Below are 24,670 nucleotides of genomic sequence, written 5' to 3'. Positions count from 1 at the left end.
CGAATTCTGGCGTCTGGTGGTGCAGGCAGCACCCACCCCGCCGCGACCCCATGTGCAACAGGAGCATCTGATGCAGCATAGAACGCTGGCCTTTATCGGCGCGGGCAACATGAGCCGAAGCATCATCGCCGGACTGGTCAAGGCGGGTTATCCCGCTGGGCAGATCACTGCTGCCAACCCCAGTCTACCCAAGCTGGAAGCGCTGGCGAGCGAACATGGCATTCGCATCACCCAGAGTAATGCCGAGGCGGCCCGCGACGCCGAAGTGATCGTGCTGGCGGTCAAGCCGCAGTTGATGGCCGGCATGCTGGCAGCACTGGTTGAAGAGCTGGGATCCCTTGAGGGCAAGCTGCTCATCTCCATCGCGGCTGGCATCAAGGTGGCGCGCCTTGGCGAGATGGCCGGTGGCCATGACCGCATCATACGCACCATGCCCAATACCCCTGCCCTGCTGGGTCTGGGCATGACCGGTCTCTATGCACCCGAACATATTGCCGCCGCGGATCGCGACTTTGCCGAGCTGATGATGCAGGCGGTCGGCAAGACCCTCTGGGTGGAGCAGGAGTCCGGCATCAACGGCGTCATCGCTGCTGCGGGCAGTGCTCCGGCCTACTTCTTCCTCTTTATGCAGGCGATCGCCGAAGAGGCGGAGGCGATGGGTTTCTCGCCCGATCAGGCACGCCTGCTGGTGCAGCAGACCGCGCTGGGCGCAGCCGCCATGGTGGAGCAAAACCCGGAGCTGGCGCTGCAGACCCTGCGTGAACAGGTGACCAGCAAGGGCGGCACCACAGCCGAAGCCATCAAGACATTCCAGCAGCAGGGGCTGATGCCGCTGACTGCGCAAGCCATGCAGGCGGCCGTTGCTCGCGCCACCGAAATGGAAACCCTCTTCTAACAGGAGCCCAGATGAACACTGCTTACTTTCTGATTAACACCGTTTTCGATCTCTACCTGATGGTGATCCTGCTGCGCGTCTGGCTGCAGTGGGCCCGTGCCGACTTCTACAACCCGATGAGCCAGATGGTGGTCAAGCTGACCAATCCGCTGGTGATCCCGCTGCGCCGCGTTATCCCGGGCTTTGGCGGCATAGACCTCGCCTCCGTGGTGCTGGCGCTGGCCATCGCCTTCGCCAAGCTGGCCCTGCTCAAGAGCATGAACGTACTGCTGGCGGACTGGCTCAGCATCAGCCTGTTCGCCGCGCTGACTGTGCTGAAGAAAGCGGGCTCGATGATCTTCTGGGTACTGCTGATCCGCGCCATCCTGAGCTGGGTCAGCCAGGGCCGCAACCCCATCGAATACGTGATGCATCAGCTGACCGAGCCCTTTCTCGCCCCTATCCGCCGCGTACTGCCGGCACTGGGCGGGCTGGATCTCTCGGTGCTGGTCGCCTTTATCGGCCTGCAAGCCATCAACTACCTGCTGGGTGACCTGTTCGGCCAGCTGTGGTGGATGATTTGATGCCAGCCGTCCTGCAACAAGGGGATGAACTGGTACTGCATCTGGTGATCCAGCCCAAGGCGAGTCGGGATCAGATCATCGGATTGCATGGCGAAGAGCTGAAAGTGGCCATCACGGCGCCGCCCGTCGATGGCCAAGCCAACAGCCATCTGATCAAGTTTCTGGCCAAGCAGTTCAAGGTGGCCAAGGGACAGATCACCATAGTGCGGGGCGAGCTTGGACGGCACAAAACCGTCGCCATCGACAGCCCCAAACAGTTGCCGCAAGAAGTGAGTGCGCTGCTGAATGACACGCAAGGCTGAATGAATCGGCCTGCGCCAACCGTAGATATGAGAGGGATGACAGATGAAAACAGCCTGGATGAGTGGCCTGCTGGCACTGCTGATGACCCTGCCGCTCAAGGCAGAACAGATGAAGGAGCTGGGCCCCTGGCTGGTGCACTACAACGCCTTCAACTCCAGCTTCCTTACACCAGAGGTCGCCAAGGCGTATGGACTGGAGCGCAGCCGCTACAACGCCATCATCAATATCGCGGTACAGGACAAGCAGAAAGTGGCGCAAGCCGTGGGGATCACCGGTGAGGCCAAGAACCTGACCGGCACCATCCGCACCCTGAACTTTCAGGAGGTAAAAGAGGGGGATGCCATCTACTATCTGGCAACCCTCCCCTACCGCAACGAAGACACCTATCAGTTCACCCTGAAGATCATGGGCGGTGGGCAGCAACAGAACCTCAGCTTCCAGCAGACCTTCTACGTCGACTGAGCAGCAACAAGAAGCCCCGACCAAGGTCGGGGCTTCATTTTATCCATATGACAAGGGCGCCATCAGGGCGCCCTTGTTGCATCTATTCCGTGCCGCAGCGGTTACAGGGCAAGGAACAGACCGGCCAGACAGGCACTCATCAGGTTCGCCAGCACGCCGGAGAGAATGGCGCGCATGCCGTAACGGGCGATGAAGGATTTGCGCTCCGGCACCATGGAGCCCAGACCGCCGATCAGGATCGCCATGGAGGAGATGTTGGCAAAGCCGCACAGGGCGAAGGTCACGATGGCCTTGCTCGACTCGCTCAGAGTCTGATCCTGCACCAGACCGATAAAGGCGACGAACTCGTTGACCACGATCTTGGTGCCGATCAGGGCGCCAGCGGCTTGCGCCTGATCCCAGGGCACACCGATCAGCCAGGAGACGGGGGCAAACAGCCAGCCCAGAATGATCTGGAAGCTCAGATCCAGCCCTACCAGACCGCCAGCCCAGCCGAGCAGACCATTGAGCATGGCGATCACGCCAACGAAGGCCAGCAGGGTGGCACCGACCGCTACCGCAATATTGAGGCCAGACATGGCGCCATCGGCCGCCGCTTCAATCACGTTGGTGGCGCGGGGGATCTCCACATCCTGATGGTGATCGACCTCTTCAGCTCCCGGCGGCACCAGGATTTTGGCCATCGCCAGACCGGCAGGGGCCGACATGAAGGCCGCAGCGATCAGGTATTTCAGCTCAACCCCGAGGCTGGCATAGCCCACCAGAGTGCCACCGGCGACGGAGGCGAGACCACAGCTCATCACAGCGAAGAACTGAGAGTCGGACATCTTGGAGAGGTAGGGTTTGACCACCAGCGGCGCTTCCACCATGCCAACGAAGATGTTGGCGGTCGCGGAGAGGCTCTCGGCACGGCCGGTGCCCAGCAGCTTCTGCAAGCCACCACCCAGCAGGGCGATCACCCGCGGCATGATACCGATGTGGTAGAGGATGGCGATCACCGCGGAGAAGAAGATGATGACCGGCAACACGTTGAAGGCAAAGATGAAGCCCAGCTTGAACTTGGCCAGATCACCGAACAGGAAAGCGATCCCCTCCTGACCATAACCGATCACGCTGCTTACGCTCTCGCTGACCCCGTTCAGCACATGCTGACCGGCAGGCAGCCAGAGCACCAGACCGGCAAACATGATTTGCAGGCAGAGGGCAAGGCCAACTGTTCGCAGCGGGATACGACGACGATTATCAGAGCAGATGACGGCAAGCGCCAGGATACTCAGGATGCCGAGCAGGGCAATCATAGGGACTCCATCAGGTGGGGCAAAAGATGGGCGCGGATTCTGCGCCTCTCACCCCGTCACTGCAAGTCCGCTTGGTTACAACCCTGTTAGAAAAAACGTTTGCACGATATCGGTTGCGCCAACTGGCTGATTTGGTTCGGTTTTAGTATCAGGAGAAATCGAGAGTTCTTAAATGGAAACAATCATTCCTCACCGCCGGACAATTTCCCCCCGAGCCAAGGGACAAGTCGCTGCTCCCAATAGGGTTCGGGGCCAAAGCGGGCCTTGAGGAAATCGATGAAGAGGCGGATCTTGGGATCCAGATGTTCGCGCCGGGCATAAACGGCGTGTACCGCCATCTGCTGGTTTGGTCGCCACCCTGGCAGCACAGGGATCAGCTTGCCGCTCTGTAACTCCTTGTCCAGCAAGTAGTTGGCGATATAGGCGATGCCGAGCCCGGCCAGTGCCGCATCCCGCACCGCCTCCGCCATATCCACCCGATAGTTGCCCGCCACCTGCACCGTCTGACGCTCCTTGCCCTGGCGAAACGACCACTGGTGATAGCGTCGCTCCCGACTCTGGTAAGTGATGCAATTGTGTTGGACCAGATCCTTGGGATGAAGCGGCGTGCCATGGCTCAGCAGGTAATCCGGCGAAGCCGCCACCACGAAGCCAATGTCGGCCAGCCGCTGCCCCACCAGCCCTTCCGGCTTGTCCTCATAGGTGGTGAGCCAAAGATCCAGCCCCTCGTCCACCAGATTGGTTCTGTGGTCGAACAGCGAGACCTCCAGCTCCAGCTCGGGATAGCGATCCTGAAACGCCTTGAGATGAGGAATGACGTGCAGACGACCAAATGATTGGCCCACCCCGAGATGGAGCACCCCACTCACCTTGCCGCGCCGCTCGGCGATCATGGAGTCCGCCTCCTGCGCCACCGCCACCAGCGCATGACAGTGACGGGCATACTCCTGACCCAGCTCGGTCAGGACGAAGCGGCGGGTGGTGCGCTGGACCAGCTGGGCGCCAAGGGTGGTCTCCAGCAGCGCAAGCTGCTTGCTGATATGGGATTTGGAGACCCCGAGACGACGGGCGGCGGCAGAGATCCCCTGCTCGCGCACCAGCGCATCGAAGATCACCATTTGAGGAAGACGTTGCAGCACAAGATAACCGGATTGAGTGGCGGGAGCCCATTATTCCAGAGCCGCCCGCCAAGGGGTAGGGTCAGCGCCCCAGCGCCCGGGTGATCTGCAGTTTGAGGGGGTCGTCAGCCGGATTCTGGTTGGCACCGTAGCTGGCGATCAGCTTGCCATCGCGCCCCACCAGATACTTGTGGAAGTTCCAGTTCGGCTCATCCCCATCAGCGGCCGCCGCCAGCCCCTTGAACAGTGGCACTGCATCGGAGCCCCGCACCGCCACTCGATTGAACATCGGGAAGGTGACGCCATAGTCGCGGCGACACACCTCGGCGGTCTTGGTCTCGTTGCCCGCCTCCTGCCAGAAGTCGTTGGAGGGGAAACCTAGAATAATCAATCCCTTATCCTTGTAGCTCTGGTAGAGCTGCTCCAGATCGCGGAACTGGCCGCTGTAGCCGCAATAGGAGGCGGTATTGACCACCAGCACCACCTTGCCCTCGGTCAGCTGACAGAGGTTGTGGCGCTGGGCATTGTTGAGTTCCCGCATCTCCACATTGAAATAATCTGGGCACGCCGCAGAGGCCGCGCCAGCCCCCAATAACAGCAACAGAGTGAACCATTTCATCGCCAAGACTCCTTTTGTTTTGTCCATCATACGCGGTTACCAGAGCCGCAGTTCACTCTCAATGCAATGGAATGCCGGTCAGCCAGCCGTGGCCCCAGAACACCAGCAGCGCGGTGGCAGCCAGGCCCGCCCCGACGCTGATGCCGGTGCCCGTCCAGTTGGCCGCCGGACGGGGATATCGCTGCCAGTCCCGCACCGAAATCCAGACCATGCTCACCAGCGCCCAGAGCCCGATGCCGCCAAACAACACCAGAGAGCGCGCCTCGCTGTTGACCAGCAGATGAGCCACCGCCCAGAGCAGGGTACCGAGCAGTTGGGGATGCACCAGCCAGCGCCGCAGATGGTTGGGCCCCTGGCCGGAGAAGAAGAGGATCAGCGCAAAGGGCATCATCACCGTCATGGTCATCGGCCCCCACTCCGGCAGGAAATAGAGCGGCAGCGAGCTGGCCGAGCGCCAACCGGCGATGATGCAGGCGATGGCGACAAACAACAACAGGGAGAAGAGCCCCTTGTAGCGATTCTCCCCCAGCCGCTCGCGCAGCCGCGCCCGATGGGCCACCGCAAAACAGGGGTAGAGATGGATCAGGGTAAACAGCGCAACCCCCAGGGTCAGCAGGAACATGAGTCTCTCCTTGTACTTGGTACGACCACTATGCCGTAAAGGGAGATGTGCGCCTATCAAAACCGCGCTGACCCATGGAAGCAAAAGTGTGGCAAGACAAAGGAGCAGAAAGAAAAGAGCCGATCACGATGGATCGGCAAATAAGTGCCAGGGCAGTCAGACATCTCGCGAGATGGGAGATGCCCCAAACGGGGATATTGAGTGGCCGATGGCGCGCATCGGCCGAACCGGATCAGCCCTTGAGCTGATAGAGCGCCGCTACGTTGCGCGCAGTGAGCTGAATGTTGGTGCTGGCGCTTTCCAGCGCTTCCGGCAGGGACATGGCGCGGTTGACCACGGCGAACACCGCATCCAGCCCGTGATCATGTACCACACCGCAATCGTCGGTCAGGCAACCGGAGATACCGATCACCGGCTTGCCGAACTGCTTGGCGCAGCGTGCGACACCGATTGGCGTCTTGCCATGGATGGTCTGGCTGTCGATGCGCCCTTCGCCGGTGATGACCAGATCCGCATCGGCCACTTCATCGGCCAGTTTCAGGGCTTCGATGACGATCTGGATTCCGGGCTTGAGCTCGGCACCAAGCAGACCGACCAGCGCGGCACCCATGCCACCGGCGGCACCCGCCCCCGGAATATCCTTCACCTGCTTGCCAAGGGCCTGCTCAATGCAATCGGCATAACGGGAGAGGTTAGCATCGAGCTGTGCCACCATCTCGGGGGTCGCCCCCTTTTGCGGGCCAAACACCGCAGAGGCGCCTTTCGGGCCACAGAGCGGGTTGTTCACATCACACGCCACCTCGATAACCAGCTCATCCAGACGCGGATCCAGACTGCTCAGATCGATGGTCGCGAGCTCACTGAGACCTGCGCCACCCAGAGCAATAGGCGCACCATCCGCTTTGAGCAACTTGCCGCCGAGCGCCTGGATCATGCCGGCACCGCCGTCATTGGTGGCGCTGCCGCCGATACCGAGGATGAGGTGCTTCACCCCCATCTCCAGCGCAGCCAGGATCAGCTCGCCGGTGCCGAAGCTGGAGGTGAGCAGCGGATTGCGCTGCTCGGGAGCGACCAGATGGATGCCGGAAGCGGCGGCCATCTCGATGACGGCACGCTCGCCATCACCCAGCAGACCGACAAAACCCTGTACCTTGTTGCCAAGGGGCGCGGTCACTTCGACCGGCAGGATGCGGCCACCGGTGGCATCAACCAGCGATTGCACCGTACCTTCACCGCCATCGGCCATCGGCAATTTGACGTAAGTGGCGTTCGGCAGCACCTGCTTGAAACCGGCCTCGATGGCATCAGCCACCGCCATGGCGCTCAGACTCTCCTTGAATGAATCGGGGGCAATAACAATTTTCATATCAATTCCTTAGGCGAGGCCAAACACGCCAAACATCAGGGTGGAGACAGTGGCAATGGTCAGACCGACTGCGGTTTCGTATGGGATAAGTTTCAGGCGCTCACCCACCCCCATGTGGACGCTGCCACCGGTGGCATGGAAGAAGGAGCCGTGGGGCATGTGGTCAAACACGGTGGCACCGGCATGGATCATGGCCGCTCCGGCCAGACTGCTGATGCCAAGTTCAATCAGGGTGGAGCTGAATACGTTGGAGGCCACCACGGTACCGGCGGTGGTCGAGGCGGTTGCCAGCGACATCAGGGCACCGGAGATGGGCGCCAGCAGGTAAGAAGGCAGACCGGAGGCGGTCAGGCCGCTGATCAGCACATCTTTCAGGCCGGAGTTGGCGATGATGCCCGCCAGGGTACCGGTACCCAGCAGCATGATGGCAACCGGCGCCATGCGGGCGAGGCCGGAGACCGCAAACTGGTTCACCTTGCTGAATTTACCCATCATCAGGGCACCAACCAGACCACCGAGGGGCAGTGCAATCAGCGGATCCACCACGATACCGGCGACCGGCCGCAGAGCCAGCAGCAGGATGGCGACCAGCGGCGCGCTGATGGCGGCGGCAAAGCCCGGCAACTTGGCACCGGCAAAGCTCACCACTTCATCAGCAGCAACCTTGCTGCCCTTGTTGTTAAGACGCTTGGCCAACCAGTAGGCCATCACCAGACCGAACAGACCCGGGATGATGCCCGCCGCCATCACCGAAGTGAGGGGCAGATGGAAGGCGTCAGCCGCGGCAATGGCGTTGGGATTGGGGGACATCACGTTGCCCGCCTTGCCGCCGCCGATCATCGCCAGCAGAATGGCCGCCTTGGAGAGGTCGGCACGGCGGGCGATGGCCAGCGCGATGGGGGCGACCGTGATAACGGCCACATCCACGAATACGCCGACTGCAGTCAGGATCAGAGTCGCCAGCGCCAGTGCCAGCAGGGCGCGGGTTTCACCAAGTTTCTTGACGATGGTCTCGGCGATGGTAGTGGCCGCGCCCGATTCGATCAGTACGCCCGCCAGCACACCGGCCGCCAGGATCCGCATCACCGCAGTGGTGATCCCCTGGGCACCGCCGATCATCAGGGCGACGGTCTGGGTCAGATCGGCACCGCCAATCAGGCCACCGGCCAAAGCTCCCACGATCATGCCGTAAGCGGGCGGCACCTTTTTCAAAATGAGGATGATGGCGATGGAGAGCGCCGCGATGGCGCCAAGGGCAGTAACCGGGATCATGACGGACACCTTCAATGGGAGTGAATGGCCGCCATTATGGAGATCTGCAATCAGAATGCTTTGGCTGAATAGCCAAAAATAACGTCATGTAAAAGTGGTTTTTTGTCTAAAATTACAATCACAAGTCGAGATTAAGGCCGAGATAGAGCAAAAATTTGTCGTCTAACTTGTTGAAATTCAACCCGGTTATCTGCTCTATTCGCCCCAGCCGATAGCGCAGGGTATTGGGGTGAATGAACAGCGCTTCGGCACAGCGATGCAGATCACAATCCTGCAAGAAATAGTGGCGCAGGGTCTTCTGCAGCGCCCCTTTGCCATCTTCCCGGGCCAGTTTCTGCAGCGGTGTGCGCAGCTGATCCGCTTGCCAGGAGTCCGCCAGACTGCCCAGCAGCACCGGCAAACGGTAGTCCTCAAAGAAGTAGACCTGTTTGCGCGGCGCCTGCCGCATGCCACGGCGCAATGTATCCCGCGCCGTCTGGTAAGAGCGCGCCAGCCCGTCGATCCCGGCGAAGTAATCGCCCACCGCGATATGCAACTTGAAGTGGGGAATGCGCGCCAGCAACTGCTTGATCCGGCTGCGCTCCTGCGCCGATTGCCAGACGCCATCACTCAATTGTGCCGGTTTGAGCACCACTATCTCGTCGAGCCCGTTGATGGCGACCAGATTGTCCCGCTCCGGATTTTCCAGCTGATGAACCAGCTCCCGCAGACGCGCCGGATCCGCTTCCTCCAGCACCAGCACGGCCACCACCCGAGGCTGGGCCAACTCCAGCCCGAGAAAACGGGCCGCCTGCTGCAATTGATCGACTCGTCCCTCGCCCCGAATGAGCTGCAACACCAGCTCCTCCTTGTGGCGCTTGTCCCACTGCAACTGCTCGGTAAGCGCCGCCTGCTCCAGGATCAGTTCTGCGGTCATTCGCACCAGCTCGGCGTAAGCACGAACGATGTCCGGATCGCCGGAGATGCCGATCACTCCGATCAGCTCCCCCTGATAGGAGATGGGTAAATTGATGCCGGGTCGCACCCCTTTGAGCTGCAAGGCTGTCGCTTCGCTTATCTCCACCACCCGGTTTTCGGTGAGCGCCAGCACGGCCCCTTCGTGGCGCTGATGGATCCGTTCCGGATTGCCGGACGCAATGATGAGGCCGTGTTCGTCCATCACGTTGACCGAAAAGGAGAGGATCTTCATCGCCCGTGCGACGATCTGGCGGGCAAGGTTATCGTTTAGCTGCATAACATCTCCGGACAAGGGGCTGATCTGGCGGCGCCACCATGGGGCGATTCAGAGCACATGGGCGCAAAGATGCCACATCATCAAGACAAGCGAGAGGGGGATCGCTAGAATAGGCCACTTTACCCGATGTGTGCCCCGCCATGGAGCAGGAATTGCGTGCTTGCACCCGCTTGCCCGTGCTGGCCCATCCCTCCGATCTGGACTGTGCTATGGATTATGAATTTCGCCGCGACCCGTTTGGTGGCTATCGCGCCCGGTTCTCCATGGGCCATGAAGCCATCGGTCAGTGGCTGATCGACGAGGTTGGCAAGGATGAGGAGAAGCTCGACGAGCTCTTCTCCATCATTGATCAGCTCTCCAACCGCACCCGAGTCGAATACCGGCTCAACGGCGGTGACTACTCCCTGCTGCTGACCCATGAAGAGGCGGAGGTGAAAGCCAACGCCCTCAATATCGAGCTGGGTGAGGATCTTGACGATCTCGCCTACTACGATGATGAACAGCTGGCCATGTGCGGGCTGGAAGATTTTGCCCAGGTGCTCACCTCCTGGCGCGCCTTTATCCGTAACGAGGATATGGGCTGATTGACCCAATGTCGGATTACTATGTCGGGCAAACGTGCCCTTTTGCCTAACTCAACAGGATTGACTATGTCTATTTACGATTTTGATGACGAACTGCCGGAAGAAGAAGAACAGGAATCCACCAAGAAAGCGGCTGCACCTGCCAAGAAGAAAGGCAAGCAGGTGATGAACACTCAGGTCAACCTGAGCCCGCGCGATGCCAGCCGCCTGAACGGCATGCACGTTGAAGCGATCGCCACACTGGACGACGTCAGCCTGCCGAAGAACGTCATCTTCAAGGCTGGCCTGATCGCTCTGGGCGAACTGGAAGCCAGCAAGCGCGCCGATATCATCGCCCGCGTGATCGCAGAATCAGGCCGCTAATCGCCCCTGAAGGCATAAAAGAAAGCCGGAGCCACTGCTCCGGCTTTTTGTTTTCCGCCCAGGTACTCTCAACGGCAATCGATCCCCTTTCCGGCTCGGGAGACCAGTTGGTCATAGCGACCATCGGCACGGGCGGCAGCTAGGGCATGATTGAAGCGCTCAAGCAGGTTGGCGGCCTCCGGATACTGCCGTGAAATGATCAGGTAAAAAGTGTCGCTCTGACGAAAGTGGGGCAATGCCTGCAGATGGCAGGGGTCGCCAAACAGCTGACGGCTGGCATCCCGGGTCACCGTCTCGTTCATCGGCAGCAGATCGATCCGTTTGCGATCCAGCAGTTGCAGACACTGTGCCAGGGTCTTGGGGCGCTGCAGATCCAGCCCGAAACGCTTGATCACCCCGTCGGCATGGCTGGTGCTCCACCCCAGCGGAATGCAGACTCGCAACCCTTGCCAGCGACCCGCCTCGATCGCCTCGCTGCCGCGATAGGTGAACCAGGAGAGGCGGTCAATATGCAGGGGTGCGCTGTAGTAAAATACACTGGCGCGCTCGGCAGTCCAGGCGTAGGGGAAGGTGGCGGCCACCAGGCCATTACGGGTCAAGTGATAGCCCCGCGGCCAGGGCAGATAATCAACCTGGATCTCTCGGTAACCGGCCTCTTTGAGCAGAGTGGTCACCAACCGGGTGCTCTCGCCTCCACCGGGCAACGCCTTGCCGGTATAGGGGGTGAACTCACCGGTCACCAGCAGCAAGGGTGCGGCCTGCAGCCAGACACACCAACAACACAACAACCACAGACAGTGCTTCATCAGCTGCTCTCCCTTTACCCTGTTGATGAGTATAGAGAAGGGATCCGACCACCTCCTGCGCGGTTGTCCTGCTGACGCCCACTTGTTAAGGTTGCCGCCTGCCTCGATCAAGGAGATCCAATGTTACCCCTTCCCGACTCATTTATCTGGGGCGCGCTGGCACTGGCCGTGCTGCTTGCCCTCTTCCGCCAGCGTCTTCCCGCCTTGGCCCTGCTGGGACTCTCCCTGCTGCTGGCACTGTGGCTTGACCGAATGACACTACCCGCCCTGCTGGTCTCGGTCGCAGGATTACTGCTGGCATGGCGTACGCCAACCCTCCCCGCCCGCTGGGCGATGGTGGCCCGAGTGGTGCTGATCCTCTGGGCGATTGCGCTGACCCTGCACCTGATCCCCGGCTTCAACAATCTCAAGGTGCTGGGTCAGGCGCTGGCAGGCCCCGCCAGCGTGCCGTTCAACATGTATCTGAACCTCGACAAACCGCTGCTGCTCTTTGGCTTGCTGCTGGCCTGCCCGATGCTGCTGGGCAAGGGGGGCGCCATCCGCTGGCGCCCGCTGGCCCTGTTACTGCTGCCGCTGGGTGCCCTGCTGGTCATCGCCTGGCAACTGGGGGCACTGAAACCGGAAGTGGGTCTGCCCCACTGGTGGTGGCTGTTTGCACTCAACAATCTGCTGTTCACCTGTGTGGCGGAAGAGGCGCTGTTTCGCGGCGCGATCCAGCAGGGGCTGACCGAGCGTTACCGCCCCTGGATTGGCATCGTCGTGGCTGCGCTACTGTTCGGAGCTATTCACCTGCCCGGTGGCCCACTGCTGGCGCTGTTTGCGACCCTGGCAGGCTGCTGCTACGGCCTGGCATTCCAGCTCAGCGGGCGACTCTCCGTGGCCATCCTGATCCACTTCGCCTTCAACTTCGCCCATCTGGCCCTCTTCACCTACCCGCTGGCCCACCGCTAACTCCTGAAGTGAAGGCGCCCGACACGGGCGCCTTCCCTCGCTCTTCCCTCTCTCTTTAAGCGTGCTGCCTCGCTCGCTTTACAGCTCCACAAAGCTCCAAACAAAACCAATTCATTTACTTGTAACCAAAATGTAAACACACTGACCTCTGCATTCGCCATAACAGTCACTTTCCATTGCCCTGCAACCAAAAGGATCCTGTGATGCAGAAAACCCTCAGTTATGCCGCCCTGCTGCTGGTCAGCCAGTTCCCGCAACTGGCACTGGCCGATACCGATGTCTATCTCACCAACAACAGTCCTGAACCGCTCCAGATCGACATCCGTCAAAGCGGCAGCGGCCAGCTGCAACCCGGCAGTCAGTGGAGCCAGCACCGCACCGAGCTGGGCCCATGGGAGAGCGCCATGGTACTCAGCTTCAATCGCTATGAGGGGGTAAAGGCGGGCAAGAGCTATCTGTTCGAAACCCGCGTGACCACAGCGGGTGGCGACGTCTATCGGCTCAACCAGCTGATGGAGGGAACCTGGTGGAACACCACCTTGCAGCACGGTGGCGAGACGCCGACCAGCGCATCCGGCTGGCAAAACGATAGGGAGATCCATCGCGTTGCGGGGCCACAAGAGCTGGCCTTTGCCGCCAAGTTCACCGGCCGCTACGACGATCTGCACTATATGATCACGCCCCCCCAAAAACGGGAGCAACCGGAACCGGCAGAAAATAGGCTCAAGGTGGCCAGCTACAACGTCTGGGCGCTGCCTGTGATCGCCTCCAGCATCGGCGAGCGGTTGACCTTGCTGCCTGATTATCTCAAGGGCTATGACGCCCTGCTGCTGCAAGAGGTATTCGATGGCCGCCGCGAGGGCTTTTTGCAGGCGCTGGCGAAAGAGTACCCCTACCAGACCAAGGTACTCGACAAGCCCGGGGTCAACATTCATGACGGCGGCGTGGTGATCGTCAGCCGCTATCCCATAGTGCGGGAGGCCCAGCTGGTATATCCCCAATGCACCGGCACTGACTGCTTCGCCGACAAGGGGGTGATGTACGCCGAGGTGATCAAGGGGGGCAAGGCGTGGCACCTGTTCGCCACCCACACCGCCAGCTTCGACACCGACGAGGCGCGCAAGTTGCGCCAGATCCAGTTCGGTCAGATCCGCTCTCTGGCAGCCAGCCTCAAGATCCCCGCCAGCGACACCGTCATCTACGGCGGTGACTTCAACGTCAACAAACGCAAGTTTGCCGATGACTACGCCAACATGCTGGCCAATCTGAACGCCCATGAACCCGCCTATGGCGGCTATACCGAAGCCACCTTCGACCCCAGGATCAACCCCTATGCCGGTGGCCCGCTCTCCGGTGGCGCCAACGTCGAGTATCTGGACTATCTGGTAGTGAGTCGGGAGTACGGCAGCGCCAGCCACAACCTCAACACGGTCTGGCTCCCGCGCAGCAGCGATGGCAGCCTCTGGCCCGCCAGCAACCTCTCAGACCACTTCCCGGTCAAGGGAGAGATCAGCCGATGACTAGCCGTTACGGGATACTGGCGCTGGCTATCCTGACCCTTTTGCTGGTGAATCTGGGCTGGCAGGAAGAGCAGCCCCCAATATCGCCAGAACGGTCGACGACGCCTTCTCCGGCCGATGTGCAGTTGCCAGCAGAACCGGGGAGCCCGCCTCCCCGCATACCAAAAGCTGAGGGGATGGATGGCAAAAGCAAAGAAGTGCCCAGCAGCTGGCAGGCGATGCCGGATGAACTGATCAACCAGCTTGCCAGCGAGATCAGCGACAGCGAGTTGCCGCTGGCGCAGCGTGTGAGCAATCTGGAAGCAACAGAGGCCGGGTGGCTGAGCGAGGGGGAGAGTCTGATCCGGTTACAGGGGCGCTATGCCCTGGCGCTGGATCAGTTGGCGCAAGAAAACGAGCAGTTACCGCTGGCCGAGCGACTGGATGCTCTCAGCCGCTTGCAGGATAGGTGGGCAGCAGATCACCCGGATCTGGCGGTGGATCTGTTCAACCCGGATGCCCGCCTGCAGCAAGCTCGTCAGCTTTGGGGAGATGAGGATCTGGCCACCCTGGCCCGCCACTTCCTCCCCGCAGAGAAGGCTGAAGCCACGCTGGCGTTTGCCGAGGCGCGCCAGCAGCAGCTCGATCAACGCAGCCGCTACCAGCGAGAGCTGGCCGAGCTGGAGCAGCAACTGGCGATCAACCAACAGCAGATGGATCCTGCGCTGTGGCAACAGCACAAAGAGGAGGTGTTGAGCCAGTGGCGTCGTGACTTCTTCGCGCGGGAGCAAGGCAAACCCTGAGGTCAGCGCTTGCCCTTGAACTGCTTGACGCTGCGCTTGGCCTGAGTACGGCGATTGGCCTGCTTGTCACGCGGGGGGCGCTTGCCCTCCCCGCTGGCAGGCTGGTCGGTAACCGGGAATCCAGCCAGATCGCCCAACGGCAGCTCGCGGCCGGTCAGGGTGCGAATGGCTTGCAGCATGTCACTCTCGCCATGACAAACCAGCGAGATGGCCAGCCCCTCGCGGCCAGCCCGAGCGGTACGACCGATGCGGTGTACGTAGACAGGGGCGCTGGCGGGCAAGTCCAGATTGATCACCACCGGCAGCGCCTCCACATGGATACCGCGCGCCATCAGGTCGGTGGCCACCAGCACCCGAATTTTGCCCTCTTTGAAATCGCCGAGCGCCTGCTCGCGTACCGCCTGCTCTTTTTCGCCATGGAGGGCAGCCACCGTAATGCCCGCCTTGGCCAGCTTTCTGGCAACCCCATCGGCATCATCCCGCGCACTGATAAAGACCAGCACCTGCGGCCACGCCAGCTCCTTGAGCAAGCTGATGAGCGCCGGGACCTTGCTGCTCTTGTTGACCAGATAGAGCCGCTCTTCGATCTCGTTCACCACGCTGTTGAGGGGGTTGGCCTCGATACGGGTTGGCTCGCGCAGCAAGCCGTTGGCCAGCGTCTCCAGCTCGGCAGGCAAGGTGGCGGAGAAGAGCAGGGTCTGGCGATCCGCCGGAATAAAGCCGAGCAGCGCCTTGATGTCGGGAGCAAAGCCCATCTCCAGCAGGCGGTCCGCCTCATCCAGCACCAGTAGTTGCAAACCATCCAGCCCCAGCAACTGTTGGGTCAGCAGATCCCGCAACCGCCCCGGCGTGGCGACCAGCAGCTGTGGCCCCTGCGCCAGTTCGGTCTGTTGCCGCTCCTGCGCAACGCCCCCACACAACGTCACGATACGCAGCCCCAGCGCCTCGGCACCCTCTTTAAGCGCAATAGTGACCTGAATCGCCAGCTCGCGGGTCGGCACCAGCACCAGACCCTGCACCTGGCTGGAGGCGGCATCGAGCCGTTGCAGCAGCGGCAAGCCAAACGCCAGAGTCTTGCCGCTGCCGGTCTGGGCCAGCGCCAGCAGATCCTGCCCCGCCAGCGCCGCCGGAATGGCAAGCTGCTGGATGCGGGTCGGCGTCTGCAAGGTGGCGGGCAAAGAGGCAAGCAGAGCGGGATGGAGGGCAAGTTCGCTAAAGGTCATGGCGCTACGTCAACAAAGAAGTGGGAGGCGAAGTCTAGTGAGCGGGGGCCGAGAAGTAAAACCATATCCATGATGGCCTGGCCGAGGGGCGCTGGCGACGGGCTGACTACACTTTAGCTGACCCATCACCAAGAGAGACCCGCCATGACCAGACACATCCCCCTTCTGCTGCTCGTGGTCACCCTGCTCGGCAGCGCCACCCTCGGCCTGTCGCAGACGCCGGAGAACGACGCCGCCCCCGAGCAGCCTAAACCGGTGCGCATCCTCAATGCCCACCTTGGCGAGCTGCCGGGGCTGATCAATGCCGACAAGACAGGCCCCTTTGTCGATCTGGTACACGCCATCGATGATCTCTACCCCGATGTGACCATCAAGATCACCATCTACCCCATCGCCCGTGCCATGGCTGGGGTGATCTCCGGCAAGGCTGACCTGGGGCTGCCCGCCATCCGCAACCTCAAGGATATCGATATGCTGGCTTATCGTTTCAGTACCCGCAGTTTTGGCAAGGTTGCCCATGTCATCTACAGCAATACCAGTTATCCAGTCACCACGGATATGGCCTACGGCATAGTGCCCACCAAACGGGATCTGCTGATCGAGGCGGTTCCCGACTATATGCCCTTCCCGGTGCAGCGCTCGATGAGTATCGAGCAGTCACTGCGCAAGCTCTCACGCGGCCGTATCGACGCCTTTGTCTGGGCGCAAGAGGAGGCTGACCTGATGCTCAAGCAGCTGGGGCTGACCAATATCAGGCGAGAATTTTTCGGGGATTTCGAGGATGTCTTCATCATCCAGAAAGGGGCTGCTGGTGATGAGATGGACGAATTTCTCCGCCAAGCCATTGATCAGCTGGCTGCCACCGGCAAACTGGCCGAGATCTACGAGAAGATCCACCGCCCCTATGTGGAGTGGCAACCCTCCCCAACCGCCAAGGCTGAACCGGCGACCACCCCGCCAGCTACGCCCTGAACGGACAATTCCCGCATAAAAAATCCCGCCGAAGCGGGATTTTTTATGGCTTGCAGCCTTACAGCACGGCCAGCGCCGCAGCGTAGTTCGGCTCGTCGGCCACTTCGGCGACCAGCTCGCTGTGCAGCACCTTGTTGTCAGCATCCAGCACCACGATGGCGCGAGCGGTCAGCCCTACCAGCGGGCCGGAAGAGAAGGCAACACCGTAATCTTCCATGAAGGCCGCACCGCGCAGGGTGGAGAGGGTCACTACCTTGTCCAGACCTTCGGCGCCGCAGAAGCGGGACTGGGCGAACGGCAGATCGGCGGAGATGCACAGTACAACTGTGTTATCCAGCGCGCTGGCCTGCTCGTTGAACTTGCGCACAGAGGTCGCGCAGGTCGGGGTATCGACGCTCGGGAAGATGTTCAGGATTTTGCGCTGACCGGCAAAGCTTGCCAGGGTCACGTCGGAGAGATCCTTGGCCACCAGGGAGAAGGGCTTGGCTTGCTCACCGGCGACCGGGAAGTGACCAGCGACGGAAACCGGGTTGCCTTGCAGAGTGACTGAGTTGCTCATGTGTTATGTCCTTTATTGGTGTAGTAAAAATCCGGGTGATCAGTATAGGGGCGGCGGGACCAGACAAACACCCGCGAAGACAAGGGATATAAAGGGGTTGACCTTGGACTTAACACCAAGGTTTAGACTCCTTCTCAGTAATCAGGGATCTCGCAGGGGCGGGATCCATCAAGAGGGACTCATCATGAGCAAATCCTGCTGCAATCATCAGCACGCAGCCCCCATCAAGGCCGTCAGCAAGGCGGCCCCCGGCCAGAGTGAACATCACCACGATAGCCACTGCTGCGACAACACCACGCCCGTCAGTTGCTGTTCAACCCAGACGCCTCATGAGCACACATCCCGTGACGGCAATGAATCCCCCGGGGATGAAGAGCCTCCCCGAGGAAGCTGTCACGCTCAAGCGTGCTGCAGCGCCCCCTTATCGCCAGCTCACGATCATAAGCATGAGCATGAGCATGAGCATGAGCATGAGCATGAGCATGAGCATGAGCATGAGCACGATATGCCCCCTGCCGACCCGCTGGTTGCGCCGGTGCAAGGCAACAGCCGCCACAGCTGGCAGGTATTGGGGATGGATTGCCCCAGCTGCGCCCGCAAGATCGAGACCGCCGTCAGCCGGGTGAGCGGCGTGCAGCAGGCGCGCGTGTTGTTTGCCACCGAGAAGCTGGTGGTGGATCTGGCCCCCGGCCTCTCCCCCGATCCCGTCACCGCCGCCGTGCTGGCCGCCGGTTTCCAGCTCAAGGGGGAAAGTGCTGACAAGCAGGCAGCTGGCCGTAAGCAAGCTTCACAACAGCCCCTGCAAGGCAATCTATTCGGTAACTTTTTGGGCAAATATTGGCAACCCCTGTCACTGGCGGGTCTGATGCTGGTTGCCGCCCTGCTGCCGAGCGAGTTTGGTCAGCCGCTCTTTACCCTGGCGACCCTCTGGGGGCTGTGGCCCATCTCCCGCAAGGCGTGGGCACTGACCAAAAGCGGCTCTCCTTTCGCCATCGAGACCCTGATGACGGTCGCCGCCGTGGGGGCCCTGTTCCTAGGCGAAACCGCCGAAGCGGCCATGGTGTTGCTGCTGTTCATGTTAGGCGAGCATCTGGAGGCCTACGCCGCCGGACGTGCCCGGGCCGGAGTGACCGCCCTGATGGCGCTGGTGCCTGACAAGGCGCTGCGCATCCGTACCACTGCCGAGGGCGAGGTGCGGGAAGAGGTCGCTGCCGATGAGCTGCGTCCCGGCGACATTATCGAAATCGCTCCGGGTACCCGCTTGCCTGCCGACGCCCGCCTGCTCGATGAATTCGGTGCGTTTGACGAGAGCGCCCTGACCGGTGAATCCATTCCGGTGGAGCGTCGCCAGGGTGACAAGGTGCCGGCCGGCAGTCTGGCGGCGGATCGGGTGCTGCGTCTTGAAGTCGTCTCCGAGCCCGGCAACAACGCCATCGACCGCATTCTGCACCTCATCGAGGAGGCCGAAAGCCAGCGCGCCCCCATCGAGCGCTTTATCGACCGCTTCAGCCGCTGGTATACCCCGGCCATGATGCTGGTCGCCCTGCTGGTGGTGCTGGTGCCGACCCTTGCCTTCGGCCAGAGCTGGGACGAGTGGATCTATCGCGGACTGGCTCTGCTGCTGATCGGCTGTCCCTGCGCGCTGGTTATCTCCACCCCGGCAGCGGTTACCTCGGCGCTGGCCGCCGCCACCCGTCAGGGGGCCCTGATCAAGGGGGGTGCTGCGCTGGAGCGACTGGCCCATATCGACACCGTCGCCTTTGACAAGACTGGCACCCTGACGCTGGGCAAGCCGCAGCTGACCGAGCTGGTCAGCCTCAATGGCCAGCCGGAAACCGAACTGCTGGCGCTGGCGGCTGCCATCGAGCAGGGCTCCCACCACCCGCTGGCCCGCGCCGTGGTCGCCAACGCGACCAAACAGGGACTCTCGCTGGCGGAGGCCCGCGACCTGCGCGCTCTGCCGGGCATGGGGGTTGAGGGACGCATCAACGGTGAACTGTGGCAACTGCTGGCACCGAGCCGGGTGGCAGCCCTGAATATGGAACAGCAAACCCGGATTGCTTCGCTGGAGCAGCAGGGCAAGACCGTTGTGGTGCTCTGCCAGAGCAGCGATGCTCAGGCGTTGCCGGTTGCCCTGCTGGCGCTGCGGGATCAGATCCGGCCCGAAGCGGCGGCCGCACTACAAGAACTCCATCAGCTCGGGCTCAAAAGCATCATGTTGACCGGTGACAACCCCAACGCCGCCGAGGCGATCGCCGCCGAGCTGGGCATGGGCTGGCGCGCCGGCCTGTTGCCGGAGGGAAAGGTCGATGAGATTGCCAAACTCGCCAGCTCGCAGAAAGTCGCGATGATCGGTGATGGCATCAACGATTCCCCTGCCATGAAGCGGGCCAGTATCGGCATCGCCATGGGCGGCGGCACCGATGTGGCGCTGGAGACCGCCGATGCGGCGCTGACCCACAACCAGCTCGGCGGTATTGCCGCGATGATCCGGCTGTCGCGGGCGGCACTGGCCAATATTCACCAGAATATCGCGCTGGCACTGGGACTGAAGGCCATCTTTCTGGTCACCAGCCTGCTCGGCATCACCGGCCTGTGGATTGCGGTGCTGGCCGATACCGGCGCCACCGCGCTGGTGACCGCCAACGCCTTGCGGCTGCTGCGCAAGCGTTAAGCCAGCCAAAAGCCGTCCCCCAACCGGGACGGCTTTTCATTTTCCTCTCATTTTTCTCACGGCTCCCCGTAAAAGAAAAAGCGCGCCTGCCGGTCGGCAGTCGCGCTTTGCTTACTCTCTCGGAGTTATCCCACCCTTGGCGAGGTGGAATTCAACCCGGGGGCGCCGAGCCATCCCCCGGACTCAATGGCTTGCTTACTTGACGCTGCACTCCTGAATGACGGCAGTACCCGCCTTGACGCCAGCCGGGTCAACCTTCACCAGCACACTCCACAGCCCCTGCGGCAGGGTGATGCTGTTATTGGCACTGCCACCCTTGGAGAAGGCGAACGAATAGCCGGTTTCAGCGTTCACCGCGCCGCCACCGTTGAGCAGGTACTCTTTGCTCCAGTCCTCGTTGGCGACCTTGAACTCGGTGCTGCCTGTGTAGTTGAAGGCTGCCTGATAGATGGCGAGATCGCCGTCCATTCCCTTGTAGCTCAACTGGTACTGGGGCTGAGCGGCCCAGCCGGAGAGCTCACCCTTGACGAACAGGTTGTAGCCGAGCGGATTGCCCGCCACCGTGTCCAGTACCTTGCAGCTCTGCACCGGCTCGGTGAAGCTGACGCTCAGGGTCGGTTTGTCCTTGTTCATGGCGGTAAACACGAACTTGTAGCTGCCCGCCTTGGCCAGATCGACACCGATATTGCCGGTTTCTCCCCCCTTGCAAAGGGTCAGCGGAGTGCCGACCACCAGCTTGTCACCAGCGTTGCAGCTGCCGTAGTTAATGCTCCAGCCAGAGTCCGCCACCTTCAATTCGGTGTTACCAAGCTGCTCCGCCGTCACTTCTGCGCTGAACTCGTACATGAAGTTACTGGTAAATGTCAGCGGATTCTTGTCGCCAAAACTGGGGTCCAAGAAGCCCTTCAGATAAACGGCGGTGTTGCCAAACGGTGGCAGGGTGCTCAGGTCGGTCTTCTTGCTGACCGGCAGGCCCGCGCCCTGTGCACCAGACTGCGGCTTGACGAACACGGCGGCAGACCAAGCCCCCAGCGTCAGCTGGCCGTTATCATAGGCGGCGCCGCTAGCGATGCTGTCGACTGCGCGATGCTTGCTGCTTAGCACCATACCGCTCAGATCGATCGGCTGATCGTTGCCGTCACGGAAGTCGCCGATGCTCTGGCTCTGGTTGCTGGCGTTGATCATCACCACCAGACCGTCGATGGCCGGATCCAGATCCGTCCCGGCACTGACGCCATCATCCACCGTCATGACGATAAGGCCGGGCACCTGATCCGGGCCGGTATTGCGAAAATCAACCCGCTTGATCACCTCGGCGCCACTGCCCAGACGCAACAGACGGGAAGAGTTGCGCAGCTCCGCCAGCTCCTGATAGAAGCTCACCATCTGCGCCATCTCGGCCGAGCCCGGCTTGGCATGCTTGCCGAGCACCTGCTCGATCAGCGGATAGTTGTCGCCATCCTTGTCCTTGCGCGGCAACCCCTTGTCGAAGTTGTTGTCGCCCAGGGTGTAGTCGACCTTATTGTACCAGTCGCCCGAGTCGTAGCTGTCCCGCTCCATGGATTTGGAACGCAGCAGCTCGACACCGGCGTGGGTGAAGGGAATGCCCTGACCCAGCATGGCTGTCGCCAGCGATACCCCCTGCATCCGCACCAGATCGGCTCCGGCAGGCGCCTTGTAGATCAGGTTGTCGAACAGGGTCTGGTTGTCGTGCTTGTCGACATAGTTCTGCACTTCCACCGGATCCTGGGCATAACCGGCAGGCTGACCGTTGTAGTCGATCTCGGCGCCTTTCTTCGGCATGCCATCCTTGTCGGTCAGCACGAACTCCTTGAGGTTGCCCGCCATGCCGAGCCGCACCAGATCGGACTGGTGCAAGGCCGTCGCCAGATCCACCTTGCTCATTTCGTTAGGATCGACGAAGGCACCGTTGCCAAAACCCTGGGTCTTGCGAATGGTATCGCCGCCGTCGAACGGACTGCCGCCGCGCACCGCATCGCGCAAGCGATCCGAGAAGGAGCCGATACCGGTACCGCCCAGATGCTTCTGGGTAGCCTGCACGAAGCGCTTGTCATCCTGCACTTCGCCGAAGTTCCACCCCTCGCCGTAGAAGTACATCTCGGGATTGACCTTCTTCACCGCGGCCAGCGCCTGCACCATCTGATCTTTCGGATGGTGGCCCATCAGGTCGAAGCGGAAGGCGTCGATCTTGTAGTCGCGCGCCCAGGTGACCAGAGAGTCATCCATCAGCTTGGCGAACATGGCGTGCTCCGGCGCCGTGTTGGAGCAACAGGTGGAGTTCTCCACCGAGCCGGTCTCCGGATTGAGGCGCTGATAGTACCAGGGCACTATCTTGTCGAGCACCGACTTGGGGCCGAGCCCGGATTCGTTGGTGTGGTTGTAGACCACGTCCATCACCACGTTCATGCCGATGTTCTGCTTGATGGCCTTGACCATCTCTCGGAACTCCAGAATACGTTTGGTGCCCTCGGCGTTGGTGGCGTAGGAGCCTTCCGGCGTGGTGTAGTGGTAGGGATCATAACCCCAGTTGAAGGAGTCGACGCCGCGCAGATAGCCGGAAAGCTCCTGCACCTGCGGATTATCCTTGCTGTCGCCCCCTTGCAGGTCGGCCAGCACATCTCCCACGGTCTGACCGCCACCGCAATAGCCGCCAAACTTCGAGTTTTTCACATCCGGATTGACCTGACAGAGCTTGCTGAAGTCATCGCCGAGATTGGCCACCTTGGCCGGATCCTCATTGACGGTGGCGATATCGAACACCGGCAGCAGGTGCAGGTGGCTGACGCCGCTTTTTGCCAGCGCTTTCAGATGGTTGACCGGTACAGAGTCGGGCTGGGTCAGGCCGACAAACTTGCCGCGCTTATCTTCATCGGTGGAGGCATCGTTGCCGGTCAGGTCGCGAACATGGGCCTCATAGATGGTGATATCGGCGGGGTTCTGCTGGCTGTGGGGCGCCTTGAGGCTATCCCACCCTTCCGGTTTCAGGGCCGGATCGTCGAGATCCACTACCTGACTGAACTCGGAGTTCATCGCCAGACTCAGGGAGTAGGGATCGGTCACCTCGTAGTGCTCGACCTTGCGGCTCAGCGGGTGGTAGACCTCCATGTCGTAGCGGTAGAACTGGCCGATCAGCTCGCTGCCCCCTTCGTAACTCCAGCTGCCGCTGGCGCTGTCGAAGGTCATGGCCACTTCACCACTCTTCTGGTGGCTGGCGTTGTAGAGGGCCAGCTTGACCGACTTGGCGGTCGGCGCCCAGAGGCGGAAGGTCACCCGGTTGCCCTCCACCACGGCGCCATAGCTGAGCTTGGTCGCCTCGGGAGCATAGAGCGCATCGAGGGCGCCAGCGCTCTGCACCAGAGTAGCTCCTTGCAGGATACCGTCGGCATCGGTGCCGATAGCCACCAGTTCCCCCTTGAGCAGGGGCTTGAGATCTTTACCGGCAGGCAGGGCAAAGGCGGCGGCATCCTTGAGGTGCGGATATTTGGCCTGCTGCTCGGCAGTCAGACTGGTCGCGGTCAGGCTGATATAGGGGAAATCGAACACCCCATCGGCATTGGCCTTGATGGTGCCCGAGTCGGTGTAATAGAGGCGAACGTGGGGCTTATCCTTGCCCCCTTGCCAGATCAGGGTATTGCCATCGATCAGATGGGCACTGGCCCCCGCCACGCCGAAGGCCGCGGTAAAGGCTTCGGCACGGCTGCCAAACAGATCCTTCTTGCCCGCGACGATGGCCACGGTGCGATCCGGGTGCTCACTGAAGATCACCTTCATATCGCTGCCGGTCAGGTTGGCCAGATCGCCATTGCGAGCGATAAAGTTGATGCACCCTTCCACCTTGCTGAGCGGTACGACCCAGGCCGGACCAAAGTTGTCGGCAGTGGCAGGTGTCTTGCTCTTGTCATCCCACCCGCTGTTCAGGCCGCTATCTGCCGTTGCATTGCAGGCATCGTTATTCCAAAGATGCAGGCTGTGGCTGTCAAACGGTGTCTTGGCACTCTTGGCTGCCGCCTGGGTATCCACCAGCGCAATGACCACCTGATTCTCCCCGGCAACCAGCAACTCTTTCGGGGGATCCATCTTGGGCAGACGGGCGACAGGCCCATCGATGACTTCAGGTGTAGGCGGTGTAGGGGGGACGGGGTTCACACCGGAGGCATCAGAGCTGTTGTCATTACAGCCAGACAAAAGCGCGAGCAGTGAGGCTGTTACCAGCGCCACTTTGGTCTTTTTCATATCCATATTTTTATAATTCCCGCTGTAGTTAGTCTCGATAGTCGAGCACCCGGTCATTGCCAGGCGGTGCCATATTAATCAGCGGCAATCGATTCAAATGTGAGCGGAAGGGCAAAAAAACCATCCAGTTTCAACAAGATAACGTTTTCAGACTGAAACTTCGATCCGGCTCACAGACCTCGCAGCCATTTGGCCTCATATCTGGAAAACGGCAGTCACGGGGTCAGAAA

The 24,670-nt window shown here is 61.2% G+C and carries 22 protein-coding genes; 11 read left to right on the top strand and 11 right to left on the bottom strand.

The window, feature by feature from the left end; genetic code table 11:
• The first annotated feature begins 70 nt into the window (after positions 1-70).
• The 4 genes from proC to I6L46_RS19715 are packed head-to-tail and all read left to right on the top strand — an operon-like array spanning position 71 to position 2,223.
• Positions 71-895 (top strand): pyrroline-5-carboxylate reductase, encoded by an 825-nt coding sequence (gene proC / locus I6L46_RS19730; protein ID WP_216976863.1) that lies wholly within the window; start codon positions 71-73, stop codon positions 893-895.
• 11 nt (positions 896-906) lie between these two features.
• The gene (locus I6L46_RS19725; RefSeq protein WP_005341416.1) at positions 907-1,458 is read left to right on the top strand and encodes a YggT family protein; all 552 of its coding nucleotides are present in this window, start codon (positions 907-909) and stop codon (positions 1,456-1,458) included.
• Positions 1,458-1,760: a DUF167 family protein YggU gene (yggU, locus tag I6L46_RS19720; protein WP_005340341.1), complete on the top strand. Its 303-nt coding sequence runs from the start codon at positions 1,458-1,460 to the stop codon at positions 1,758-1,760. The genes I6L46_RS19725 and yggU overlap by 1 nt, the downstream gene beginning before the upstream one ends.
• Before the next feature lie 43 nt (positions 1,761-1,803).
• Positions 1,804-2,223: a DUF4426 domain-containing protein gene (locus tag I6L46_RS19715; RefSeq protein WP_005340339.1), complete on the top strand. Its 420-nt coding sequence runs from the start codon at positions 1,804-1,806 to the stop codon at positions 2,221-2,223.
• Positions 2,224-2,324: 101 nt separating this feature from the next.
• On the opposite strand, the gene I6L46_RS19710 is transcribed toward I6L46_RS19715, so the two are convergent.
• The 7 genes from I6L46_RS19710 to I6L46_RS19680 form a co-directional block, all read right to left on the bottom strand.
• Positions 2,325-3,521, bottom strand: coding sequence for a NupC/NupG family nucleoside CNT transporter (locus I6L46_RS19710; protein WP_005348874.1), 1,197 nt, complete (start codon positions 3,519-3,521; stop codon positions 2,325-2,327).
• Between the two features lie 182 nt (positions 3,522-3,703).
• Positions 3,704-4,639, bottom strand: a complete 936-nt coding sequence (locus I6L46_RS19705; RefSeq protein ID WP_216976861.1) for a LysR family transcriptional regulator — start codon at positions 4,637-4,639, stop codon at positions 3,704-3,706.
• An 82-nt stretch (positions 4,640-4,721) separates the two neighbouring features.
• A complete protein-coding gene (locus I6L46_RS19700) occupies positions 4,722-5,258 on the bottom strand; it encodes a glutathione peroxidase (RefSeq protein ID WP_216976859.1) in 537 nt (178 codons plus the stop codon).
• Between the two features lie 58 nt (positions 5,259-5,316).
• Positions 5,317-5,880, bottom strand: coding sequence for an NnrU family protein (locus I6L46_RS19695; protein ID WP_216976857.1), 564 nt, complete (start codon positions 5,878-5,880; stop codon positions 5,317-5,319).
• A gap of 232 nt (positions 5,881-6,112) precedes the next feature.
• Complete coding sequence (locus I6L46_RS19690; RefSeq protein ID WP_216976855.1) at positions 6,113-7,246, bottom strand: glycerate kinase; 1,134 nt, start codon at positions 7,244-7,246, stop codon at positions 6,113-6,115.
• Positions 7,247-7,255: 9 nt separating this feature from the next.
• A complete protein-coding gene (locus I6L46_RS19685) occupies positions 7,256-8,518 on the bottom strand; it encodes a GntP family permease (protein WP_005340326.1) in 1,263 nt (420 codons plus the stop codon).
• A gap of 118 nt (positions 8,519-8,636) precedes the next feature.
• Complete coding sequence (locus I6L46_RS19680; protein WP_216976853.1) at positions 8,637-9,752, bottom strand: sugar diacid recognition domain-containing protein; 1,116 nt, start codon at positions 9,750-9,752, stop codon at positions 8,637-8,639.
• A gap of 209 nt (positions 9,753-9,961) precedes the next feature.
• On the opposite strand from I6L46_RS19680, the gene I6L46_RS19675 reads away from it, so the two are divergent.
• Together I6L46_RS19675 and I6L46_RS19670 are read left to right on the top strand one after the other, a co-directional pair.
• Entirely contained in the window at positions 9,962-10,336 is a 375-nt protein-coding gene (locus I6L46_RS19675; protein ID WP_026034971.1) for a YacL family protein, read from the top strand.
• Positions 10,337-10,402: 66 nt separating this feature from the next.
• Complete coding sequence (locus I6L46_RS19670; RefSeq protein WP_201994757.1) at positions 10,403-10,699, top strand: hypothetical protein; 297 nt, start codon at positions 10,403-10,405, stop codon at positions 10,697-10,699.
• Between the two features lie 68 nt (positions 10,700-10,767).
• Here the strand turns inward: I6L46_RS19670 and I6L46_RS19665 are convergent, their stop codons facing one another.
• Positions 10,768-11,505, bottom strand: a complete 738-nt coding sequence (locus I6L46_RS19665; protein ID WP_202002978.1) for an ABC transporter substrate-binding protein — start codon at positions 11,503-11,505, stop codon at positions 10,768-10,770.
• 120 nt (positions 11,506-11,625) lie between these two features.
• On the opposite strand from I6L46_RS19665, the gene I6L46_RS19660 reads away from it, so the two are divergent.
• The 3 genes from I6L46_RS19660 (at position 11,626) to I6L46_RS19650 (ending at position 14,758) form a co-directional block, all read left to right on the top strand.
• Complete coding sequence (locus I6L46_RS19660) at positions 11,626-12,456, top strand: CPBP family intramembrane glutamic endopeptidase (RefSeq protein WP_204382215.1); 831 nt, start codon at positions 11,626-11,628, stop codon at positions 12,454-12,456.
• Between the two features lie 203 nt (positions 12,457-12,659).
• Positions 12,660-13,976 (top strand): sphingomyelin phosphodiesterase, encoded by a 1,317-nt coding sequence (locus tag I6L46_RS19655; protein WP_216976850.1) that lies wholly within the window; start codon positions 12,660-12,662, stop codon positions 13,974-13,976.
• Positions 13,973-14,758, top strand: coding sequence for a hypothetical protein (locus tag I6L46_RS19650; RefSeq protein WP_216976848.1), 786 nt, complete (start codon positions 13,973-13,975; stop codon positions 14,756-14,758). The genes I6L46_RS19655 and I6L46_RS19650 overlap by 4 nt, the downstream gene beginning before the upstream one ends.
• A 2-nt stretch (positions 14,759-14,760) precedes the next feature.
• Here the strand turns inward: I6L46_RS19650 and I6L46_RS19645 are convergent, their stop codons facing one another.
• The gene (locus I6L46_RS19645; protein WP_216976846.1) at positions 14,761-15,981 is read right to left on the bottom strand and encodes a DEAD/DEAH box helicase; all 1,221 of its coding nucleotides are present in this window, start codon (positions 15,979-15,981) and stop codon (positions 14,761-14,763) included.
• Between the two features lie 144 nt (positions 15,982-16,125).
• Between I6L46_RS19645 and I6L46_RS19640 the strand changes: the two genes are divergently transcribed.
• Positions 16,126-16,953, top strand: a complete 828-nt coding sequence (locus I6L46_RS19640; RefSeq protein ID WP_136502304.1) for a transporter substrate-binding domain-containing protein — start codon at positions 16,126-16,128, stop codon at positions 16,951-16,953.
• Between the two features lie 58 nt (positions 16,954-17,011).
• On the opposite strand, the gene tpx is transcribed toward I6L46_RS19640, so the two are convergent.
• Positions 17,012-17,512 (bottom strand): thiol peroxidase, encoded by a 501-nt coding sequence (tpx, locus tag I6L46_RS19635; RefSeq protein WP_216976844.1) that lies wholly within the window; start codon positions 17,510-17,512, stop codon positions 17,012-17,014.
• A 184-nt stretch (positions 17,513-17,696) separates the two neighbouring features.
• Here tpx and I6L46_RS19630 point away from each other — a divergent pair, with 184 nt between their 5' ends.
• Positions 17,697-20,186, top strand: a complete 2,490-nt coding sequence (locus I6L46_RS19630; RefSeq protein WP_216976842.1) for a zinc/cadmium/mercury/lead-transporting ATPase — start codon at positions 17,697-17,699, stop codon at positions 20,184-20,186.
• 195 nt (positions 20,187-20,381) lie between these two features.
• Here I6L46_RS19630 and pulA read toward each other — a convergent pair whose 3' ends face one another.
• Positions 20,382-24,446, bottom strand: coding sequence for a pullulanase-type alpha-1,6-glucosidase (gene pulA, locus I6L46_RS19625; protein WP_216976840.1), 4,065 nt, complete (start codon positions 24,444-24,446; stop codon positions 20,382-20,384).
• Between the last annotated feature and the right edge of the window lie 224 nt (positions 24,447-24,670).

Origin of the sequence: Aeromonas sp. FDAARGOS 1416 (genome assembly GCF_019048085.1) — a bacterium.
GTDB classification, from domain to species: domain Bacteria; phylum Pseudomonadota; class Gammaproteobacteria; order Enterobacterales; family Aeromonadaceae; genus Aeromonas; species Aeromonas veronii.
Note: the sequence above shows the minus strand (reverse complement) of the source record. Positions and strands in the feature narration are given on the sequence as shown.

Excerpts from the sequence above, each read along its gene's own strand:
- proC (WP_216976863.1), top strand. The coding sequence starts at position 71 with ATGCAGCATAGAACGCTGGCCTTTATCGGCGCGGGCAACATGAGCCGA.
- I6L46_RS19725 (WP_005341416.1), top strand. The coding sequence starts at position 907 with ATGAACACTGCTTACTTTCTGATTAACACCGTTTTCGATCTCTACCTG.
- yggU (WP_005340341.1), top strand. The coding sequence starts at position 1,458 with ATGCCAGCCGTCCTGCAACAAGGGGATGAACTGGTACTGCATCTGGTG.
- I6L46_RS19715 (WP_005340339.1), top strand. The coding sequence starts at position 1,804 with ATGAAAACAGCCTGGATGAGTGGCCTGCTGGCACTGCTGATGACCCTG.
- I6L46_RS19710 (WP_005348874.1), bottom strand. The coding sequence starts at position 3,521 with ATGATTGCCCTGCTCGGCATCCTGAGTATCCTGGCGCTTGCCGTCATC.
- I6L46_RS19705 (WP_216976861.1), bottom strand. The coding sequence starts at position 4,639 with ATGGTGATCTTCGATGCGCTGGTGCGCGAGCAGGGGATCTCTGCCGCC.
- I6L46_RS19700 (WP_216976859.1), bottom strand. The coding sequence starts at position 5,258 with ATGAAATGGTTCACTCTGTTGCTGTTATTGGGGGCTGGCGCGGCCTCT.
- I6L46_RS19695 (WP_216976857.1), bottom strand. The coding sequence starts at position 5,880 with ATGTTCCTGCTGACCCTGGGGGTTGCGCTGTTTACCCTGATCCATCTC.
- I6L46_RS19690 (WP_216976855.1), bottom strand. The coding sequence starts at position 7,246 with ATGAAAATTGTTATTGCCCCCGATTCATTCAAGGAGAGTCTGAGCGCC.
- I6L46_RS19685 (WP_005340326.1), bottom strand. The coding sequence starts at position 8,518 with ATGATCCCGGTTACTGCCCTTGGCGCCATCGCGGCGCTCTCCATCGCC.
- I6L46_RS19680 (WP_216976853.1), bottom strand. The coding sequence starts at position 9,752 with ATGCAGCTAAACGATAACCTTGCCCGCCAGATCGTCGCACGGGCGATG.
- I6L46_RS19675 (WP_026034971.1), top strand. The coding sequence starts at position 9,962 with ATGGATTATGAATTTCGCCGCGACCCGTTTGGTGGCTATCGCGCCCGG.
- I6L46_RS19670 (WP_201994757.1), top strand. The coding sequence starts at position 10,403 with ATGTCTATTTACGATTTTGATGACGAACTGCCGGAAGAAGAAGAACAG.
- I6L46_RS19665 (WP_202002978.1), bottom strand. The coding sequence starts at position 11,505 with ATGAAGCACTGTCTGTGGTTGTTGTGTTGTTGGTGTGTCTGGCTGCAG.
- I6L46_RS19660 (WP_204382215.1), top strand. The coding sequence starts at position 11,626 with ATGTTACCCCTTCCCGACTCATTTATCTGGGGCGCGCTGGCACTGGCC.
- I6L46_RS19655 (WP_216976850.1), top strand. The coding sequence starts at position 12,660 with ATGCAGAAAACCCTCAGTTATGCCGCCCTGCTGCTGGTCAGCCAGTTC.
- I6L46_RS19650 (WP_216976848.1), top strand. The coding sequence starts at position 13,973 with ATGACTAGCCGTTACGGGATACTGGCGCTGGCTATCCTGACCCTTTTG.
- I6L46_RS19645 (WP_216976846.1), bottom strand. The coding sequence starts at position 15,981 with ATGACCTTTAGCGAACTTGCCCTCCATCCCGCTCTGCTTGCCTCTTTG.
- I6L46_RS19640 (WP_136502304.1), top strand. The coding sequence starts at position 16,126 with ATGACCAGACACATCCCCCTTCTGCTGCTCGTGGTCACCCTGCTCGGC.
- tpx (WP_216976844.1), bottom strand. The coding sequence starts at position 17,512 with ATGAGCAACTCAGTCACTCTGCAAGGCAACCCGGTTTCCGTCGCTGGT.
- I6L46_RS19630 (WP_216976842.1), top strand. The coding sequence starts at position 17,697 with ATGAGCAAATCCTGCTGCAATCATCAGCACGCAGCCCCCATCAAGGCC.
- pulA (WP_216976840.1), bottom strand. The coding sequence starts at position 24,446 with ATGGATATGAAAAAGACCAAAGTGGCGCTGGTAACAGCCTCACTGCTC.